This is a genomic window from Pedobacter sp. SYSU D00535 (assembly GCF_017355855.1).
Lineage (GTDB): Bacteria > Bacteroidota > Bacteroidia > Sphingobacteriales > Sphingobacteriaceae > Desertivirga.
In genome coordinates, this window is record NZ_JAFEWD010000004.1 from 212988 (window position 1) to 232450 (window position 19463).

The 19463-nt window shown below is 44.4% G+C and carries 13 protein-coding genes; 6 read left to right on the plus strand and 7 right to left on the minus strand.

What is annotated here, in order from left to right; translation table 11 throughout:
- Window positions 1–107 precede the first annotated feature (107 nt).
- The 3 genes from J4N23_RS11500 (at window position 108) to J4N23_RS11510 (ending at window position 5930) form a co-directional block, all read left to right on the plus strand.
- On the plus strand, window positions 108–2126 hold the full coding sequence (locus J4N23_RS11500; RefSeq protein ID WP_207427404.1) for an ATP-binding protein: 2019 nt from the start codon (window positions 108–110) through the stop codon (window positions 2124–2126).
- A 63-nt stretch (window positions 2127–2189) separates the two neighbouring features.
- Window positions 2190–2954 (plus strand): type I methionyl aminopeptidase, encoded by a 765-nt coding sequence (gene map, locus J4N23_RS11505; protein WP_207427405.1) that lies wholly within the window; start codon window positions 2190–2192, stop codon window positions 2952–2954.
- Window positions 2955–3032: 78 nt separating this feature from the next.
- On the plus strand, window positions 3033–5930 hold the full coding sequence (locus J4N23_RS11510) for a sugar-binding domain-containing protein (RefSeq protein ID WP_207427407.1): 2898 nt from the start codon (window positions 3033–3035) through the stop codon (window positions 5928–5930).
- A 222-nt stretch (window positions 5931–6152) separates the two neighbouring features.
- Here the strand turns inward: J4N23_RS11510 and J4N23_RS11515 are convergent, their stop codons facing one another.
- The 5 genes from J4N23_RS11515 to J4N23_RS11535 all read right to left on the minus strand — a co-directional run bounded on the left by J4N23_RS11515 (window position 6153) and on the right by J4N23_RS11535 (window position 13256).
- Window positions 6153–9320 carry an efflux RND transporter permease subunit gene (locus J4N23_RS11515; protein ID WP_207427409.1) on the minus strand — a complete coding sequence of 1056 codons (3168 nt, stop codon included), beginning with the start codon at window positions 9318–9320 and terminating at the stop codon, window positions 6153–6155.
- 67 nt (window positions 9321–9387) lie between these two features.
- Window positions 9388–10452, minus strand: coding sequence for an efflux RND transporter periplasmic adaptor subunit (locus J4N23_RS11520; RefSeq protein ID WP_207427411.1), 1065 nt, complete (start codon window positions 10450–10452; stop codon window positions 9388–9390).
- 8 nt (window positions 10453–10460) lie between these two features.
- Window positions 10461–11828 carry a TolC family protein gene (locus tag J4N23_RS11525; protein WP_207427413.1) on the minus strand — a complete coding sequence of 456 codons (1368 nt, stop codon included), beginning with the start codon at window positions 11826–11828 and terminating at the stop codon, window positions 10461–10463.
- A 17-nt stretch (window positions 11829–11845) separates the two neighbouring features.
- Window positions 11846–12427, minus strand: coding sequence for a TetR/AcrR family transcriptional regulator (locus J4N23_RS11530; RefSeq protein WP_207427415.1), 582 nt, complete (start codon window positions 12425–12427; stop codon window positions 11846–11848).
- A 223-nt stretch (window positions 12428–12650) separates the two neighbouring features.
- Complete coding sequence (locus tag J4N23_RS11535; protein ID WP_207427417.1) at window positions 12651–13256, minus strand: TetR/AcrR family transcriptional regulator; 606 nt, start codon at window positions 13254–13256, stop codon at window positions 12651–12653.
- A 97-nt stretch (window positions 13257–13353) separates the two neighbouring features.
- Between J4N23_RS11535 and J4N23_RS11540 the strand changes: the two genes are divergently transcribed.
- Window positions 13354–14247, plus strand: a complete 894-nt coding sequence (locus J4N23_RS11540) for an aldo/keto reductase (RefSeq protein WP_207427419.1) — start codon at window positions 13354–13356, stop codon at window positions 14245–14247.
- A 10-nt stretch (window positions 14248–14257) separates the two neighbouring features.
- Here the strand turns inward: J4N23_RS11540 and J4N23_RS11545 are convergent, their stop codons facing one another.
- Both J4N23_RS11545 and J4N23_RS11550 read right to left on the minus strand, forming a co-directional pair.
- Window positions 14258–14995, minus strand: a complete 738-nt coding sequence (locus tag J4N23_RS11545) for an MBL fold metallo-hydrolase (protein WP_207427421.1) — start codon at window positions 14993–14995, stop codon at window positions 14258–14260.
- Window positions 14996–15022: 27 nt separating this feature from the next.
- On the minus strand, window positions 15023–16063 hold the full coding sequence (locus J4N23_RS11550; RefSeq protein WP_207427423.1) for a hypothetical protein: 1041 nt from the start codon (window positions 16061–16063) through the stop codon (window positions 15023–15025).
- A gap of 130 nt (window positions 16064–16193) precedes the next feature.
- On the opposite strand from J4N23_RS11550, the gene J4N23_RS11555 reads away from it, so the two are divergent.
- Window positions 16194–17363 (plus strand): acyltransferase, encoded by a 1170-nt coding sequence (locus J4N23_RS11555; protein ID WP_207427424.1) that lies wholly within the window; start codon window positions 16194–16196, stop codon window positions 17361–17363.
- A 320-nt stretch (window positions 17364–17683) separates the two neighbouring features.
- On the plus strand, window positions 17684–19426 hold the full coding sequence (locus tag J4N23_RS11560) for a serine hydrolase (protein WP_207427425.1): 1743 nt from the start codon (window positions 17684–17686) through the stop codon (window positions 19424–19426).
- Window positions 19427–19463: the final 37 nt, after the last annotated feature.

The window sequence follows — 19463 nt, forward strand, 5'->3', positions numbered from 1 at the left end:
ACAATCATAACAATCGAAGGTGTTAACTTGTATCTTACAATTCTCTGCGGGATGAGTTTGAGTTTAAGTGAATGGCGTTAAACACAATATAATTAAGGAGTATTTTTTTGGAAAAATTTAATATCAGTGATGAATTGAGACGCCTGCAGGACCTGGAAGAAGGCCTCGGTCAAGGTCTTGTGGGTACATACCTTCTTGATTATAGTAGCCGGATTGTATATGCAGACAAAATTCTATGTACGCTTTATGGTCTTGATTACGATGAGAACGGTATTCCCCTGGATGATTTTTTGAAGAACATCAAGGAAGAAGATTTGGCTAAAGCGAATGAGAAGCGGAAAGCGCAGATTGACAAAAACCTACCCTACGAAATTGAATATCGGGTAAAGACGCATGATAACTCTACCCGATGGGTATTGGCGAGAGCGAGATCCAGAAAGGTAGATGACCGTATCTATTATGAGGGACTCGTGATTGATATCACCAAGGGCAAAGAAGCGGACATTGCCCTCAGCACGCAGAATAAGCTTATCAAAACTATCACAGATAATGCAACCTCTGCCTTATTTATGATGAACGCTGAAGGTTACTGTACTTTCATGAACAAAGCTGCGGAACAGATGTTCGGATACACATTTGAAGAGATAAGTTCCCGCCAGTTGCATTATATGATTCACCATCATTACCCTGATGGGCGGGAATATCCAATGAAAGATTGTCCACTCGATCGTGCGCTACCGCAAAATTTTGAGATTCGGGCTCATGAAGATCTTTTTTTTAGGAAAGACGGGACTCCTTTCCCGGTGTCTTGCGCCGCAAGTCCTATTTTCGAAAACGGCGTTCCTGTTGCTACGGTAGTTGAAGTGATGGATATCACGCCGCAAAAACACGCGGAAGAGATGCTGCGCAGAAATGCGGAACGGTTGGAAGTTTTAAATTCAATCGGTATTTCGATCTCAGAGAGCCTCGACCTGAACGGTATTTTGCAAAAGGTAACTGATGCGACTACCAAGTTAACGGGAGCTAATTTTGGAGCGTTCTTTTATACCAGTACAAATCCTGAGGGCGAGAGTTTTCTGCTCTATACCTTATCGGGAGCCCCTAAAGAGGCTTTTGAATCTTTTGGTGCTCCTCGCAATACCGCTGTTTTTCACCCAACCTTCAGCGGCGAAGGAGTAGTAAGAGTGGACGATATAACGAAAGACCCTCGTTATGGAAAAAATCCTCCGCATCACGGTATGCCTAAAGGGCATCTTCCTGTAGTGAGTTATTTAGCAGTGCCTGTTACCTCAAAGTCAGGAACGGTGATCGGTGGACTATTCTTTGGGCATAAAAAAGCCGGTGTTTTTACCGAGGAGCACGAGAAGATAGTACTGGGAGTTGCATCTCAGGCAGCAGTAGCTCTTGATAATGCTAAGCTTTATGAGGAAGTCCGGGTCCTGAATGCGAAAAAAGATGAGTTTATTGGGCTGGCTAGTCACGAGTTAAAAACACCCTTAACAAGTATAAGCGGCTATCTTCAAATCCTGTCTCGAAAGGAGGCAGAAAGCGGAAGCAACGAGTTTATCAATAAAACAATGAAGCAGGTAAATCGGCTCTCTTCATTGGTTTCTGATTTACTGGATGTATCTAAAATCCAAGCCGGTAAACTGGAGTTGAATTATGAGCAATTTCCGCTGGAAGACGTGTTGGAAGAAGCAATAGAAATTGTAGCGCATTCATCAGGCTCTCATAAAATTCTCTATGAACAGAAGCAGGAGGTGATAGTAGTTGCTGACCGGCAACGGATCGAACAGGTTGTTATTAATTTTCTTACTAATGCCATAAAGTATTCTCCAAAAGCAACCGAGGTGCGGGTAAGTACGGAAGTGGTAGAAGGGCAGGTGAAGGTTAGGGTTAAAGACTTCGGGATTGGAATCGCGGAAGGGCAGGAGGAAAAAATATTCTCCAGGTTTTATCGCGTAGAAGGGTTGAACCCCGGCATGTCTGGCCTTGGAATCGGCCTTTACATCTCGGCGGAGATCGTTAAGAGGCACCAGGGGGACATTGGTGTGCTGAGCAAGGTAGGAGAAGGAAGCACATTTTGGTTTAGCATTCCGCTGAAACAGGGCTTTAGCTTAAAGTAATTTTTATTTTTACCTTGGTAAAGGTCTTTCTTGCTGGAAGTCCTCAACTTTAAAAATGTTTTTATGTCGATCTCTAAGGAATCAGAACTGGAAGGAATGAAGAGAGTAAGCGAAGCTGTTGCTTATACGCTGAGGGAAATGAGGAATCATGCGCGGCCTGGAATGTCGACTAAAGAACTGGATGAATTTGGTGGACAACTGCTGGCGCAACTGGGAGCCAAATCGGCACCAGCGTTAACCTATGGGTTTCCAGGCTGGACTTGTATCAGCGTAAATAGTGAAGTAGCTCACGGGATTCCTTCAGCACAGAAGATACTAAAAGAAGGCGACCTCATCAATATCGACGTATCTGCCGAGCTCGACGGCTTCTGGTCAGATAACGGTGGATCTTTTTTGATTGGACAAGGTAGGCCGGAAACTGAACGGTTGATAGAAGTTTCAAAGCAGATACTAAAAAAAGCCATTTTCAGCATTAAAGGAGGCGTGAAAATAGCGGACATCGGTGGCTTGATAGAGACCGAAGCCAAGAAAGCGGGCTATAAGGTGATCAAGAACTTAACCGGCCATGGAATTGGACGCGGCCTGCATGAAGAACCAAGTGAAATAGCGAACTACCGCAATCGTTTCAACACGGCTCGCTTCAGAAAAAATTCTGTTGTCGCTATTGAGACTTTCATCTCTACCGATTCAACAATTGCTAACACAGAAAGCGACGGATGGACCCTGGTGGGTAATAAGGGTGGCTTTGTGGCTCAGCATGAACATACTATCGTCGTTACTGGCGGTCGCCCCATTATACTTACGGAACTAAACGGGATTTGGAACTAGTCCGCGGGCAACAGGAGACTGCAGGACACTTCTGCCTCCCAATCCTGCTACATTTGTTGCCTGAATAATCAGGTAACCATGTATTATAAACTTTCTGCTGCCGCTGCCCTTGTTATTTTTCTACTTTCTGCTGCGTTAACTTCGGCACAAACTATCGACCTTAAGGGGAACTGGAAGTTCGCTATCGATCGGGCTGATCGGGGTGTCCAGGAAAAGTGGTTTCAGAAGTCTCTGAACGACCAAATTAAGTTGCCGGGTTCGATGAATGAGAACTTGAAAGGCGACGATATCACTCTCGAAACTAAGTGGACCGGCTCTATTTATGACAGCTCTTTTTATTTTAATCCCCGTCTTGCCAAATATCGCCAACCCGGAAACATTCACATTCCCTTCTGGCTAAGCCCCTTGAAACATTATGTCGGTCCGGCGTGGTACCAAAAAGAGGTAGAAGTTCCAGCAAGCATGAACGGGAAAAGGTTGGTGCTGTATCTGGAAAGAAGTCATATTGAGACGCGGCTGTGGTTGGATGGGCAGGAAGTTGGTTTGCAGAACAGCTTGGTTGCACCTCATGAGTTCGATCTGGGAGCGCTTACCCCCGGTAGGCACCTGATCACATTACGAATCGACAACCGAATAAAGGACATTAATGTTGGTCCTGACTCTCATAGCATTACGGATCATACGCAGGGCAACTGGAACGGCGTCATCGGGAAGATGGAGCTAAGAGCAGGTGAAAAGATTTTTGTCGAAGATGTCCAGATCTATCCTGATGTAAAGAACCGGAAGGCTCGGGTCGAGCTTCTCCTGATAAATCAGCAATCTTCCAAGTTCTTCGGAAAGGTCTTGATTTCAGCTAGAAGCTTCAATTCAACAACGACGGATCAAACCAAAGTAGTGTCTGCCAGTGTGTTGGTAAAACCTGATTCAACGCAGCGTCTTGTTATTGAGCTTCCGTTTGAGTCCACCATGCAGACCTGGGATGAATTCAACCCGGCCTTGTATCAGCTTAGCATATCTCTTACTGGGAAAAAGGCTCTTGTGGAAAAGAAGGAAATACAGTTTGGGATGCGGGACTTTAAGATTGAAGGGAATCGGTTTTTGGTGAACGGTCGCCCGGTGTTTCTCAGAGGTACGGTTAATAATTGTGAGTTTCCGCTTACTGGATATCCAGATATGGATGTTGCAGGCTGGGAGCGCATCTTTGCAATAGCAAAAGCCCACGGCTTAAACCATATGCGTTTTCATTCCTGGTGCCCACCGGAAGCGGCATTTATAGCAGCCGACAAAATCGGTTTTTACTTGCAGCCCGAGGGCCCTAGTTGGACAAACCACGGTCCGAAGCTGGGCCTGGGACAGCCGGTAGACAAATATCTTTACGAGGAAACCGACCGCATGATGAAGCATTATGGGAATTACGCTTCCTTCACCATGCTCTCGGCAGGAAATGAACCGGCCGGGAATCAGGTTAAATACCTGAACGAGTTTGTAAATTACTGGAAGAAAAAAGACAGTCGCCGGGTGTACACCGGCATGTCAGTAGGAGGAAGCTGGCCGGTGGTGCCGAATGCAGAGTTCCAGGTAAGGGGAGGAGTGCGTGGGTTGGACTGGGCAAGACGCCCGGAATCCCTGTCAGATTACAGCGCAGGTATTGCCAGGTTTTCAGTGCCTTTTATTGCTCATGAGATGGGGCAGTGGTGTGCTTTTCCAAACTTTGCTGAGATCAAAAAATATACAGGTGCCTACCGGGCAAAGAACTTCGAGCTTTTTATGCAAGATTTGAAGGACCGGGGGATGGAGGATCAGGCGCAGGCGTTTCATTTGGCCTCAGGTAAACTACAGGCATTATGCTATAAAAATGAGATTGAAAAAGCATTGCGCACTCCCGGATATGGTGGTTTTCAATTGCTGGGATTACAAGACTTTCCCGGACAGGGAACTGCTCTGGTAGGGTTATTGGATGCATTTTGGGACGAAAAGGGATACATCACGACTAAGGAATTTGCACGTTTTTGTAATTCGACCGTTCCTCTTGCCCGTTTGCCGAAGTTTGTGTTTTCAAGTACGGAACAGTTTGAGGCGGGTATCGATATTTTCCATTCCGGACCAGTAGCTCTGGATCGTCCCGTTTTAACCTGGACTATCAAAGACGAAAGCGGGAAGGTGTTCGGCGAGGGTGAGTTTAGACCTGAAAAAATTGAAAATGCGAACGGTATTCCTGTCGGTAAAATTACCCTTTCACTGAATTCAGTTGAGAAGGCAGCTAAGCTTAATCTGGAAGTTGCTGTGAACGGTACCAATTGCGTTAACGATTGGGATTTTTGGGTGTATCCGGAAACGGTACAATCGAAGAGCAGCGGCATTTACTACACTACCGCGCTGGATGACAAAGCAAAGGCGATATTGAATAAAGGCGGTAAAGTATTCTTAAATGCTGCAGGGAAAGTGATCAAAGGGAAAGAAGTAGCTATGCACTTTCTTCCGGTTTTCTGGAATACTTCCTGGTTCAAAATGCGCCCGCCGCATGTCACCGGTATGCTCATTCAAGAAGATAGTCCTGCTTTCGCAGATTTTCCTACTGATTTTCACAGTGATCTTCAGTGGTGGGAGATCGCGAACCGCTCGCAGGTGATGGTACTTGAAGATTTTCCTGTTGGATTTAAGCCATTGGTGCAACCTATTGATACGTGGTTTCTGAACCGTCGGTTAGGACTGATTTACGAAGCTGCGGTAGGGAAAGGAAAGCTGATTGTTTCCAGCGCAGATCTGGGGCCTGATCTAAAAGATAAACCAGCTGCGAAACAGCTTTACAACAGTTTGTTGAACTATATGTCTTCAGCCAAATTCAATCCTTCCACGCAAGTAAGTTTTGATGTGGTAAAGGATGTCTTTGTCAGTCCATCTAAAGAGGAAGTTAAGAATTACACAAAGGACAGTCCGGATGAATTGAAGCCAAATTCTAATCAGAATAAGATATAGCTGCGGATAAAAAGGTGATTTACTCTACTTCAGGTCTTATCTAAGCCGGATTGCAGCGGATACCGCGTGGCTAAGGCCTCGCGAGGGATTGGGACAGGCCGAGCAGTATGAGCGGAAAGCCGGACTGCAGCTGGAATGAAAGTAGAACGGTCGCTTCCAAATAAAAAAGGGGGAGCCCCCCGGCATCCCCCTTTCACTCAAACTAAACCAACAGGTTTGTTTTTAATAGTCCAGTTCCAATTCCTTTTTAGGTTCGGTAACTGGTGTTTCTTCGTACAACATCGCTTCGATGTCGTCTTTCTTTTTGTTCTTGCTGAACTTCTTGATGATCTTATCGAATGCCTCGTAAACTACCGGTACCACGATCAGTGTCAGGAAGAGCGAACTCACCAGTCCACCGATGATTACCCAGGCCAGACCGTTTTTCCATTCTGCACCGGCTCCTTTTGCAATCGCAATCGGAAGCATACCGATCACCATGGCGATGGTAGTCATGAGGATTGGACGCAGACGGGCGTGGTTAGCATTGATAAGCGCCTGACGTACCGACTTGCCTTCTGCAATCTGCTGGTTGGTAAAGTCGACCAGGATGATCGCGTTCTTCGCCACCAGACCGATCAGCATGATCAGACCCAGGATGGTGAAGATGTTCAGCGAGTTGTTAGTCAATGCTAGCGCCAGTAATGCCCCGATGATGGAAAGCGGAATAGAGAACAATACCACAAACGGGTGCACATAGTTGTTGTATAATGCCACCATGATCAGGTAAACCAACACGATAGACATGATCAGCGCCACTCCCAGGGTTCCGAAACCTTCTGACTGGTTTTCCATATCACCACCGAAGATGTAGTTTACACCGGCAGGACGAGGAAGATCTTTGATCTGCGCGTCAAGCTCAGTAAATACTGTTCCGGATGGACGACCTACCACCTGTGATTGCACAGAGATCTTTGTCGTTTTATCCTGACGTTCCAGCTGTGAAGGGCCTGAACCTTCGGTTACTGTTGCAAACTGATCCAATTTGATCTTCTGTCCTGAAGCATTGATGAAAGTCAACTCTTTCACGTCCTCAATGCTTTTACGGTTGAAGTTGTCTAAACGGATGTTGATATCATACTCGTACTCACCCTGACGGAATTTTGAATTGGTATTACCGTTAAACGCAGTCTGCATGGTAGCACCAACAGTTTGAAGATTTAGTCCAAGTGAAGACATTTTATCTCTGTCGACCTGAACCTGAACCTCCGGGTTACCACCTTCTACGGAAAGTTTAATCTCGGTGGTTCCCTCAATTTTCGCCAGTTTCCCTTTTACTACTTCCGCAAATTTCATCACACTATCGAGCTCGCTACCGCGTACAATTACTTCTACCGGCGAGCGCTCGGCCATACCCAGGATACTTACCGGAGTGGTTTTTACCTTAGCTCCCACAAGTTGTTGGGCAAGTTCTTTTTTGATCTTAGCCGCATACACATCTGAACGGTCAGTACGCTCGGTAGCGGGCACCAGTCTTACTGTAATTTCTGATGAGTAAGCCGGTGCCTGTTGTGCCCCGGAACCATCACTTGACTGTCCTACCGTCGTAATCAGACGGGTGATCTCCGGTTTGCTACTCAGGATCTGCTCTGCTTTAGAGGTGATCAGGTTAGTCTGTTCGATAGAAGCATCTTTAGGAAGCTCGATCTGAACGATAAACTCACCACGGTCACTCTTAGGGAAGAACTCAGTTCCAATGTATCCAGCGCCAATGAGGGCGAAGGATGCGAACAGAAGTGCTACGGTTCCGCCAATTACTGTCTTTTTATGAGCTAGTGACCATTCCAGAAGGCCAGTAACCCAAGCTGTAAACCTATCGAGTTGTTTCTCAAACGCCAGGATGATACGCTCAAAGAAGTTCTTTCCCTGGATGTGCTCCAGTTTTCCAAAACGAGAGGAAAGCAGTGGCACAATGGTAAACGAAGCCAGCAAACTAAGCAGGGTAGCTATAATTACCACCATACAGAACTGGCGAAGAATGTCGGATACCAACCCTGTACTGATAGCGATCGGAAAGAACACCACCACAATTACCAGGGTAATAGAGGTAACGGTAAACCCGATCTCTTTCGTTGCCTCGTAAGCAGCCTTCACCCGGTTTTTACCCATCTCCATGTGGCGGTAAATGTTTTCCAATACCACGATGGCGTCATCGACCAAGATACCAACCACCAGAGATAGTCCCAGCAGCGACATCAGGTTCAGTGTGTAACCCAGCATGTTGATACCGATAAAGGTTGCGATCAACGAAGCCGGAATAGCCACCATTACGATTGCTGCATTTCTTAAGCTGTGTAAGAAGAAAAGCATCACGAACGCAACCAGGATAACCGCTATGAACAAGTCGTGAATAACTGCATCCGCTGACTCCAGCGTGTAAACAGAGCTATCGTTAGCGATTGTCAGGTTTAGTGCAATATTTTTGTATTCACCTGTCAGATTAGCAATGCTTGTTTTAACTCCTTCACTCACTTTTACAGCGTTGGCATCACTCTGTTTGATGATTTGCAAAGCAATAGCCGACTGACGGTCAACCCGTGCAATTTTTTCAACGTCTTTTTGTGTGTCTTGCACTTCTGCAATATCTCCTAAACGAACCTGTACGCCGCTTTTATCAGATACAACCAAGTTTCTCAATTCGTCGATGCTCGCATATTTACCAGAAAGACGGACAAGAATGTCGCGGTTTTCTGTACGGATACTACCGGTAGGGAAGTCCAGATTTGAGGTTTGAATTGCTTGCTGAACAGCCAGTAGAGACAGTCCGTACGCTTCCAATTTGTTCTCATCGATATTCACCTGGATCTCACGCTCACGACCTCCGATGATGTTTACCTGCGCTACCCCTTCAACACGTGAAATAGTTGGTACGATGCGGTTCTCGATCAGATCGAAGAACTGTGCATCATCCATCTTTGCAGTAGCCGACATAGTAATGATCGGAAGATCATCAAGGGAGAACTTATTTACCGAAGGAGCTTCAACATCATCCGGCAGTTCTGCCAGGATCGAATTTACTTTCCTTTGCGCATCGTTCATCGAGATGTCGACGTTTGTTCCTGTTTTCAACTGAATGGTTACCAGGGACAAACTCTCGTATGAAGTTGCTGTGATCTTTTTGATATTTTCCATAGAGGAAACCGCGTCCTCTACTTTTTTAGTCACGGTGTTTTCCACTTCACTTGGTGAAGCACCGGGATATATTGTGACTACAGATACTACTGAAGGAGAGAATTTCGGAAGCATCTCGTAATTCAGCGACTTGTAGCTTATGAAGCCAAGCAAAGAGAGTACTGTAAAAAGTACCACTACTATAGTTGGTCGTTTTATCGATATTTCAGCTATTTTCATTTCTGTTTTTCTTTATAGGGGGAAACTTCTGTATTTAAAAGCGTCCCCTTTGACCTTACCCCTTACCTTATTTTACAGGCTGCACTTCAGTTCCGTCTACCAGGTTAATTTGTCCGCTGGTAATTACGGTTTCACCCTCAGTAAGTCCGTCAAGGATTTCCACGCGCTCGCCAAAAATCCTTCCTGCAGTAACCTTGCGCTCTTTGGCTTTATTTCCTTCCAGAACATATACCTTGTTGCTGTTTACACTACCCACAAAAGCTGTTCTTGGAACTGTAAGCGCTGCGCTTTGCTGAGGGAAATCAAACACTGCGGTACCATACATACCCGCTTTCAATTGTCCTGCAGAGCCGTTGCTAACTTCAACTTCAACAGGGAAGTTTAAGCTTGCATCTGCTTTAGGAGCGATGAAGCTTACTCTTCCACTGAAGGAGCTGTTAGGAAACACGTTTGATTTAATCATCACCCGGTCGCCGATTTTAAGGTTAACCACTTGGGTCTCATTTGCTGTAACTTTCAGCTTTAATTTTGACACGTCAACAATTTCGAAAAGCTGGGCTCCAACGTTTACGTATGAACCTTGCTCAACAAATCGCTTGTTCACAATTCCGGAGATTGGTGCTTTCACGTTAGCATCGCCTGATCGGATGCTTGCTGCATCTAAACGAGCTTTTGATGTGCGAACGTTTAACCGAGCGTTGTCAAGCTGTTGCTGAGTTACACCGCCGGTTTTAAACGAGCTTTCAAATCTTTCTAAATCTCTTACTGCATTTTGGTAAGTGGCTCTTGCCGTTTCCACATCCACATTTAGCAGATCCGCTTCGATACGTGCAACTACCTGGCCTTTTGAAACCCTTGAACCTTCATCTACCAGGAGACGTGTCACCCGGCCAGCGTTTTCTGATGCAAGAGTCAAGTCCTGATTAGGAGCAAAAGTGCCGTTAGAGCTGAAATCCAGATTGATGTCTGTTCGGCCAACTTTCTCAGTATTTACAGCTACCGCACCTGAATTACCTGAAGCTACAACGGCTGTGGCCGCCGCGTTTTTCTTTTTGTTGTTACTCAGTACCCATCCTACTAGAAACAGGACAACAATTACTGATAATATTGTTATTAGGCCTCTCTTTTTCATCTTATTTATTAGTTCAATAATGATTTTATATTTCCGTTAGATTTAATTAGTTGTACCTCAGCCAGTCGGTAGTTTAATAAAGCCTGGTTGTAGCTGTTCTTCGCTTCTGTCAACGAGTTCTCGGCATCGAGCAAATCTGTTAAGGTTGCCAATCCGTTTCTGTAGTTGTTCTGAGTGCTTGCATAAACGTCTTCTGCTAACTTCACGTTTTCCTGCTGCGCGTTGATGGTATTAATGCTGTTCTGAATTTGAAGTTTCGCATTCTCAAATTGCAACTTCAGCGCATTTGCAGCATCTTTTGTATCTTCTTTAGCCTGCTCGATATCAACTTCTGCTTGTCTAACCCTTGATTTTCTGGCATTACCATCGAAAATCGGAATTCGCAAGCTCAAGCCTATACTAGCAGCATCTACCCATCTGGCAGTGGAGTTACTACCTCCAAATAAATCCAGTTTATTACTGATCCCGTTGTACAAGTAATTACTTGTTAAAGAAAGAGAAGGAAAATATTCAGCCTGGTAAGCTTTCTTTTGATATCCCAAAAGTTCTTCCTGTTGCTTTGCCAGTTGATATTCTTTTAGTTGTTCAAGGTTCAAGGTTGAAGCAAGTAAGTTCACATCTGTCTTGATTTGAGACAATGCTGCTTCAGGAATAGTGATTTGCGTATTCACATCCATTCCCATATTGTATTTGAGTGCATTCTCCGCAAGTGTTACTGCATTCTGAACCTGTTGCCTTTGGGTTTGAAGATTATTTAAGTTCACCCGAACCCGATCCAAATCAATTTTTCTGGCGAGGCCATTCCTATACTGATTACTTACCGTCTTCTCAATTTTGCTAAGAGAGTTGATATTGCTATCAATCACACTCAGATTTTCCCGGGTAATTAATATTTGATAATAAGCTGCTGTTACATTCTGCAGTAAGGTCTCCTCACTGATTTCAGCATTTAGCTCGTAGAAGTTCTGTCCTGCTTTCGCTGCCCTGAGTCCGGTAAATACCGACTGGTTAAACAATTGCTGACTGAATTGAACTGCTGCATTTGCGTTCCACTTCTGTCCGAATGCTACCAAAATCACTTCATCAGGTCTGCCCGCGAAAATATTTGGGATAGCATTTCTCTGGATAATTAAGTTGTCAGTTAAACTTGCACTACCATTTATTTGTGGAAGCGCCTGAGCCCGGATCTCGTCAGTCCGGTATTTTCCCCCTTCAATGTCTAACCGTGCCTTCTTAACCGCTGCATTGTTTTCTAATGCGAAGTTCAGGGCGTCCTTTAATGTAAGATTGACAGTTTGCGCATTCGCAAAGCCTGAAAACAGGATCGCTATGAGCATTGCTGCTATTCTTATTGATTTAAAATTTATTCGATTCATCGCTATATATTCTTTGTCTAGTTTTTTAATCCGTTAAGAAATATTTGAGTTAAGCTTTTTTGCTTTTCCGACACGTCGTCAACTCCTTTACTGTCGGGCACCAGTTGTTTTTGCTGCTGGGCCATGATACATATGTTCAGACCAACCATGGTGTCGAGGAAGAGCGTGGCAGTTGCAACTACGTCGTCTGTTTTGATTTCCCCTCTCTCAATTCCTTTTTCAAAAAGATTTCTTATAAGTCCTGTCTCCTGTTCCCTGGCTTTCTGTATTAAAGCCCGAACCCCCTCGTTCCCGAGGTTTATATCTATTGCATGGTGACCGATGTGCAACATAAAGTACTTTTTGAAGAAGCTGTTTCTCAGCTCGATCATCGCAAAAAGCGCAGTTTTTACGTCTGAAGTACTTTCAAATTCTTTTTCTAATTGCTGGAAGTATTCGCTCAGAATCTTCTCCGTTACGGCCACTACCAAGCTTGTTTTATCGGGGAAATAATAGTAGAGAGACGGTTTAGAAACTGCCAGATCCTCCGCTATTTCATTCATCGTTGTTTTTTGTATCCCAAAATGTGCAAAGCGAAGTACGGCCTTCTCTAAAATCAATTCACGTTTTTTATCTGCCTCTATCACTCTTAACCTTTCTACTTTTAAACTTTCTGACTTTATGAATTAATAAGTCAAAGGTACAAACAGTTTAATTCTCGTGCAAGAGTTGCGAAAAAATTAATAGGACGTGAAAGCAAGATGACAGCAGCTTGACTGATGCAAATGGTCAGGCTCAAATTCTGGGGCTAGGCAGGATTTTAAGAAGGAAGAGGGGGGGAGCTTAAGCTTTTTTCAGTCCGTTAAGAAAAATTTCTCCTAACTGTTTTTGCCGGTCTAGCGCTTCTTCAAAAACAGCATCTTCTAACATAAACTGTTTTTTCTGATGGAAGCTGGCTACCCGCATTCCAATGAAAGCGTCAAAAAGTAGGGAAGCCATTTGCTCAGGATCGGCAACTGTAAATTCCCCCTTTTCATTTCCTTTTTTAATTGAAAAGGTGATCTGCTGGATTTCGGCCTTTTTTGCCTTTTCGAGGACAGGAATCAGTTCACCAGCCAAGTCGGGGCCCGATAGACGAAGAAATTCAAAGATGTTGTAGTATTTTTTAATGTAAAAGTGGCGCTTTTCAAGATAGCGGTTAAGGGCGGCTTTGCTATCGCTGGTGGTCTCCAGATCCTGTTTCATATCGGCTTCCACCTGGTCTATGATCCGCTCCAGTACAGCGGCGTATAAATTAATTTTGTCCGGAAAATAGTAGTAGAGTAAGGCTTTGGACAGGGAGAGATCTGAAGCAATTTCTGTCATTGTTGTTTTTGCCAAGCCAAAATGAGCAAACCTTTTTAACGCGGCTTCGATGATTAACTCTCTTTTTTTGTCCTGATTTTCCATTCTTGCAAAAATAAAAATACTATTGATGCTTGCATCATATTAGGAGAGCTTTGTGAGCAGGGCTTAAACTTATCAAACAGCTTTTGGTTAAGAAAATATGGAATATACACATTTAGGCAAATCCGATATCAAAGTAGGTAAGATCAGTTTTGGATGTATGTCTTTAACAGGAAGTCTCGAAGAAGCCAGAAGGGTTCTTCTCCGGGCGGTCGACTTGGGGGTAAATTACTTTGATACTGCAGACCTTTATGAGAATGGAGCCAATGAAGCGAAGTTGGGAAAATGCCTCGAACCTTATCGTGATAAACTTATCATCGCCACAAAGGTGGGCAATCAAGTCAGGGCCGACGGTAAGGGCTGGGATTGGAATCCGAGGAAGGAGTATATTTTAAGGGCGGTAGAACAGAGTTTGCGCCGCCTGAAAACGGATTATATCGATCTGTATCAGCTCCACGGGGGGACTATGGAAGATCCGATAGATGAAACGGTAGAAGCCTTTGAACTTTTAAAACAGCAGGGCAAAATTCGTTTTTATGGGATCTCGTCCATCCGTCCCACGGTGATCAGAGAATATGTACAGCGCTCAAATATCGTTAGTGTGATGACGCAATACAGCCTGCTGGACCGACGGCCGGAAGAAGCGACACTGGACCTGCTGAAGCAGAACGAGGTAGGGGTGATGGTGCGGGGAGCTGTGGCACAGGGCCTGTTGATTAACAAACCAGCGAAACAATATCTCGACCGGTCAGAAGGGGAGGTGCGTGCAGCTGCAGAGCTGATAAAGCACCTTTCCCAATCTCGAACTAATACTCAAACAGCACTTTTATATACCCTGGCTAATCCTGCTGTTACATCAGTAGTGGTAGGAATGAGGACTTTGGAGCAGCTGGAAGAGGTAGTTGGCGCGATGAATGCAGCACCGTTAACTGGAGAGGAGCTGGAGCTGTTGCAGAAAGGCGTCCGGCGAAACTATTATGCAGACCACCGCTGAATAGCCAACGTTATATAAGAATTTTTTGACCGTCAGATGCGCAGTCGAGCTGTACCTGATCCAGTTTGTTAAGCATTTCTGTGTCAAAGTGGGTAAGCAGGATTTTCTTGTAGTTAAGAAGGGATAGTTTCTCAGAAAGTACCTGGTAGTTTAAATGTCCCTTCACCTGATAGTTGAAAAAATTGCACTCACAAATGAACATGTCTGCGTTTCGCGAAAGAGCCACCAAGTTGTCTGTCCATTCGGTATCCCCGGAATAACTGATTATTTTGTCGTCCAGCTCTATTTTTACCCCGTGAGATTGTGCAGCCTCGTTATGAACAACCGGAAATGCAGTGATTTTCAAACCTTCGAGTTCGATTGTCTCCTCCTGCCGAAATTCTATGAAGCGAAGGTCCAGTTTCTCCAGCACTGCAGTGCCCGGGTAGAGCAGCTCCAGTAAAGCACTAATCCTATCCCGGCAGCCGGTTGGACTGACAATGGTCAATGGGGAAGTACGCTGATAAATGGCACATTCCAGCAAGAAAAAAGGGAGACCACCGTAGTGATCTCCATGGAAATGTGTTATGATGATTAGATCAACATCATCAACACTCAGATCTTGCCGTTTCAAGCCTGGCAGGCTGGTCGCACCACAATCGATTAGAAACTTGTAGGAGGAGCTGGCTACGTGAAAACAGGTGTTAAATCTCCCGCCGCTTCCAAAAGCATCGCCGCTGCCAATAACGGTTAAAGTTGTTTCGTTCATCCCAATTGTTTTGGGCTTAAAGTTATTTTAATTGTCCTGCGCTGAAGAAACCAAAGGTGCCGATGCAGCTTCCTGCAGCTGAACAGGAGCTTGTCCCGAAATTACAAGTTTTTCCTCCTGAGTCAAATCTTTCCGTAGCCTGGTCACTTTTTTCAGTATTACTTTGGCCACTGGAATGAAGGATCCGAATAAAAACCGGAAGGTCTTTTTCCTGATCAAATACTTTTTATAGCTTTCTAAGAAATCACTTTCGCTTTTCGTTTTACTGTGCCGGAAAATAAACGGCTTGTCGGATGGTAAATGCAAAAGAAAGTGACCACTGTAATTATTAATTCTTGCTTGCTCGTGTTTGGGCTTAACACTCCAAAAGCGGCCAATAATATTTAAGCTGCCCGCATCTAGAATCTCTTCAGATTTTTTTAGCTTCTCAATGGCTATTGTCGTCAGCATTTCGTCGCCTTGGTGATGGAAGTTTTTATAGTTGGCGAAATAGGAATCTGTTAATTGGTTTATTTCTTTATCAAGCCTGCTGAAAAACGCTGGCGGTCCTGCAATAAACTCACCACCTGCCCAAAAGGCGGAATCGCTCGAAGTATCCAATCTTTGTTTATTTGCAATAATAGTTGCCTGACCGTAGGCTGGTACTACCTGTTTCGTAATGTCGTAGTACAACGGAGTTTTTTCCAAAATCGCTTTTTTCAAACTTTCCGGAAGTTGGTTAATGCAAACAATATCCGAATCAACAAGTGCTACGTAGTCGTCTTGCAGCTTACTCAAATAGTTAAATACCTGAAGCTTGAAATGAGCAGAAAAAAACATAATACCAGAGGGTACTACCGACAGGAACCTTAACTCTGTAATGGATAGGTCAGCGTCGTCTATTAAACTCTCCAGATAAGCTTTGTTGTTTGTTAATACCACCAGCTTAAATCCCTGTTTTTTTACACTTTTCGAGAGTTGGATTGCGCAGGAAAGATAGAGGGAGATCTGTTTTCTGGTGTCCGTAACGAAGGTGTTGTGGATACTCTCCTCTGTTTCGGAAACATGAATAAGTGTAAAAAACGTCATAGGCTTAAAAATGATGTTTAGGATGAAAAAAAATTAAATAAAACAACAAAAGCTTCTATTTATTGTTGAATCCATTGTAGTACAAAAAAAGCTCCTCGATGTTTTAATTTTTTACATTTTCAAGGGTCCTATGAATGCTTCTCACAACAAAAAAATTGATTCCATTCAATTTTTACGCGCTGTTGCGGTACTTCTCGTCGTTTACGTCCATATCATCGATTCCGCATCAGACTTTAGTCCCTCTCAGTCTAAGTTCTTTTTTCTGGAAAACTGGGGCGCCATCGGTCTGGATCTGTTCTATATTATCAGTGGTTTTATCATGACCATAGTCACCCCCTCGTATGTTACAAGTCGGGACTGGAAAGACTTTGCGATGAAAAGAGTGTTGCGTATCATCCCGCTTTACTGGGTGCTATCCGTTTTTTCTATCGTTCTACAATTAATAAAGGGGAATTATTACAGCTTTGAAAAGGTGATGAAAACGCTTTTTTTCTTTCCCATTTTTGACAGTGCCTTTGTCTTTCCCATTATCCCTGTTGGTTGGTCCCTTTCGCTGGAGATCTATTTTTATTTTCTTATTGCCCTGTTACTGGTATTCGCAGCGAAACGCATTTATACGTATCTGCTCATGGTGCTCTTTATCTGCTCGGGTATCGGCTACTTCTTCGAGCCGCAACATCCAATGCTTAGTTTTCTGTTCTCACCTCTGCTGATAGAATTTGCACTGGGTATTTTGGTTGGTCTTTTATATCGTTCAGCATCAAACATCATGAGCGAAGCCAAAATAAGGTTTCTAGCTAAAGCAGCCATGCTTTCAGGTTTTTGCCTGATGATTGGTACCATTTTTACCGGGTACTTTGGAGTGGGCGATGCAGAATATGTTTCATCAGATGCAGCCGCAGCTTTAATAAGAGTGATGGTTTGGGGTGTTCCTTCTGCCCTGTTTCTTGCAGGGGTTGTACTATTGGAGTCGCAACAGGGTTTAAAAATCCCTCGTTTTTTTACGGAACTCGGCGACGCTTCCTATTCCTGCTATCTCATCCATGCGCTGTTGTTAATACCCATCGCCCGGAAGATTTATCTGCTTTTTGGTCTGAATAACGGAGACTTTTATATCCTGGCGACCCTTGTCTTTGTCTGCGTCTCAAGCATCTATTTTTATCGATTTTTCGAAAAAAGATTAATAGCTGTAGTAAATCGGATCTATTTACGAAGCAGAATTGCACCCAATGTACCTTACAGCCGAAAAGCCCGCTTTGCCCGGATAAACTTTTTCGAAAAGGCTACCAAAGCGTCATAATCATCCATGTATACCTGAGCTCAAACTAATTTAAATTTTATAAAACCATCGCTGCAAAAAAGCGTTGCAGATCAGGACCCTTCTATCTTACCTATGAAAAAAACATGCCTCTTTTTCGGAAGAGCATGTTTTTTCTTTTCACCTAATAAGCAAGCCTACTAATCCCACCCATCGTTTTTAGATTCTGAGTTTTATCTCTAACCATCCTTATGGAATTTTCGGCGGGAAATCATCTACAGAAACACCGTCGGTTTCAACTCCTTGCGGGGATAGTAGAGTAAGGGCAGGTTTTCGAAACTGGAAAATTTAAACATTCAATAATGAAAACTAGCTTATTAAATTCCTTCTCTCTTCAACTATTCCGATCATTTTTTGCCATGCTGATAATTCTCAAGTTAGAAGCTGCTTCTGCTCAGGACCAGCAACTAAAGCAATTTGAAGGCACTTATCAGCTGACTAACAATAAAGCTATGTTCTTAAAGATCATTGCAAACGGAGATCAACTAATCCTGAAACAAGGGTGGGATAATAAGGAAATCGCTTTTCGGCAATCATCACCTTTAAGTTTTCTTGCTTCTCAGGACTCAACCTTTCCCCTCGACTTCGAAAAGGATGAGAAGGGTGTTATCGTGAAAGTTACGGCTTTTAAAAGGGACGTATGGGAGAAAACCAGATTGCAGGAGGAGCGACCAAGTCCGGCAGAAGTTGAGCGGTTAAAGGAATCGTATGAAGTTATGTTCGAGAACCTTTCGAAGGCAGTAAATTCAGATTCTCCTGCAACTATTGAAGCATTGGTACGATCCAACGTGGATACCTCTATTCTTAAAATGGTTCCCACAAATGAGTTAGTTATGCAGGTAAGGAGACTTTACCGGCACACAGGCGGCATCGATGCTCCCGTTCCGAAGAGTTTCTCTACCGAGCGCGGCGAAATGACCTTTAAAGCCAGGGACTTTGGAAACAACTATGCAGTTAATCTTGCCTTAAGTTCTTCCGGAAAAATTCTGCATTTCGGATTTCGCGAAACCAGCCACTTTCAGCTTGAGCCGAGACCGGCGACTCCCAAAGAGCTCGTCCTGCACTTGAAAGCCAAACTCGATGAGCTTGCCAAAAAGGACCTATTCTCAGGGACCGTTCTGCTTGCTCAAAATGAGAAAGTGTTACTAAAGTATGTCTGTGGCGAAGCAGATAAAGAAAAGCATATCAAAAATAATACGGATACCAAGTTCAGTTTGGGATCAATGAACAAGATGTTCACCGCCGTAAGCATCATGCAACTGGCAGAAAAAGGGTATCTACAGCTTGATGCCCCAATTAGCAATTATCTCGACAGTACCTGGCTTCCACTTTCCATCAGCCGGAAGGTGACCGTTCATCACCTGCTTTCGCACACTTCGGGGCTCGGGGATTTTTTAGGGGATTCCTTTGACAAGGCCCCTGCGGCCCAATTCACAAAGCTCGAAGGCTTTAAGCCCTTTGTAAGCAATAACAGCCTTCAGTTCGAGCCCGGATCGGCCTGGTCTTATAGCAATTCGGGGATGGTGCTCCTTGGAGCCGTTATCGAATCCGTATCCAAGTCGAGCTATTTTGATTACGTCCGTAGAAATATTTATCAACCCTCCGGTATGAAAAATACCGATGTTTTTGACCTGGCAAGCTACCGGGAAAATATCGCGATTGGTTACATCCCGCAAGCAAATGGATATACCAGTAACCTGTACTCGGGCTTTACCCGCGGTTCATCTGCCGGGGGTGGCTACTCGACTATTGAAGACATGCACCAGTTCGCCCTCGCGCTGACGGGCGGAAAGCTCCTATCGTCTGCAAGCCTCGAGAAACTTTTTCACGATTACAAACGACGAGGGTACGGTTACGGATTTCAACTTTGGAACACCAGGCTGGGCAAGGCGGTAGGACATTCAGGCGGTGCCCCCGGCGTAAATGGCCTGCAGTTTATTCTTCCGGACTCAGGTTACACAATCGTTGTCCTTGCCAATTATGACCGGGCAGCGCAGGAGCTGGGTGACTACATCCTCTGGCTACTGAAAAATATAAAGCATTAGACAGACGGTTTAGGTTCTTGGGGGACCTATTCCCCTT

What these genes read in the sequence shown, in the direction of transcription:
- map (WP_207427405.1), top strand. Translation starts at nt 2,190, where the DNA reads ATGTCGATCTCTAAGGAATCAGAACTGGAAGGAATGAAGAGAGTAAGC.
- J4N23_RS11510 (WP_207427407.1), top strand. Translation starts at nt 3,033, where the DNA reads ATGTATTATAAACTTTCTGCTGCCGCTGCCCTTGTTATTTTTCTACTT.
- J4N23_RS11515 (WP_207427409.1), bottom strand. Translation starts at nt 9,320, where the DNA reads ATGAAAATAGCTGAAATATCGATAAAACGACCAACTATAGTAGTGGTA.
- J4N23_RS11520 (WP_207427411.1), bottom strand. Translation starts at nt 10,452, where the DNA reads ATGAAAAAGAGAGGCCTAATAACAATATTATCAGTAATTGTTGTCCTG.
- J4N23_RS11525 (WP_207427413.1), bottom strand. Translation starts at nt 11,828, where the DNA reads ATGAATCGAATAAATTTTAAATCAATAAGAATAGCAGCAATGCTCATA.
- J4N23_RS11535 (WP_207427417.1), bottom strand. Translation starts at nt 13,256, where the DNA reads ATGGAAAATCAGGACAAAAAAAGAGAGTTAATCATCGAAGCCGCGTTA.
- J4N23_RS11540 (WP_207427419.1), top strand. Translation starts at nt 13,354, where the DNA reads ATGGAATATACACATTTAGGCAAATCCGATATCAAAGTAGGTAAGATC.
- J4N23_RS11545 (WP_207427421.1), bottom strand. Translation starts at nt 14,995, where the DNA reads ATGAACGAAACAACTTTAACCGTTATTGGCAGCGGCGATGCTTTTGGA.
- J4N23_RS11550 (WP_207427423.1), bottom strand. Translation starts at nt 16,063, where the DNA reads ATGACGTTTTTTACACTTATTCATGTTTCCGAAACAGAGGAGAGTATC.
- J4N23_RS11555 (WP_207427424.1), top strand. Translation starts at nt 16,194, where the DNA reads ATGAATGCTTCTCACAACAAAAAAATTGATTCCATTCAATTTTTACGC.
- J4N23_RS11560 (WP_207427425.1), top strand. Translation starts at nt 17,684, where the DNA reads ATGAAAACTAGCTTATTAAATTCCTTCTCTCTTCAACTATTCCGATCA.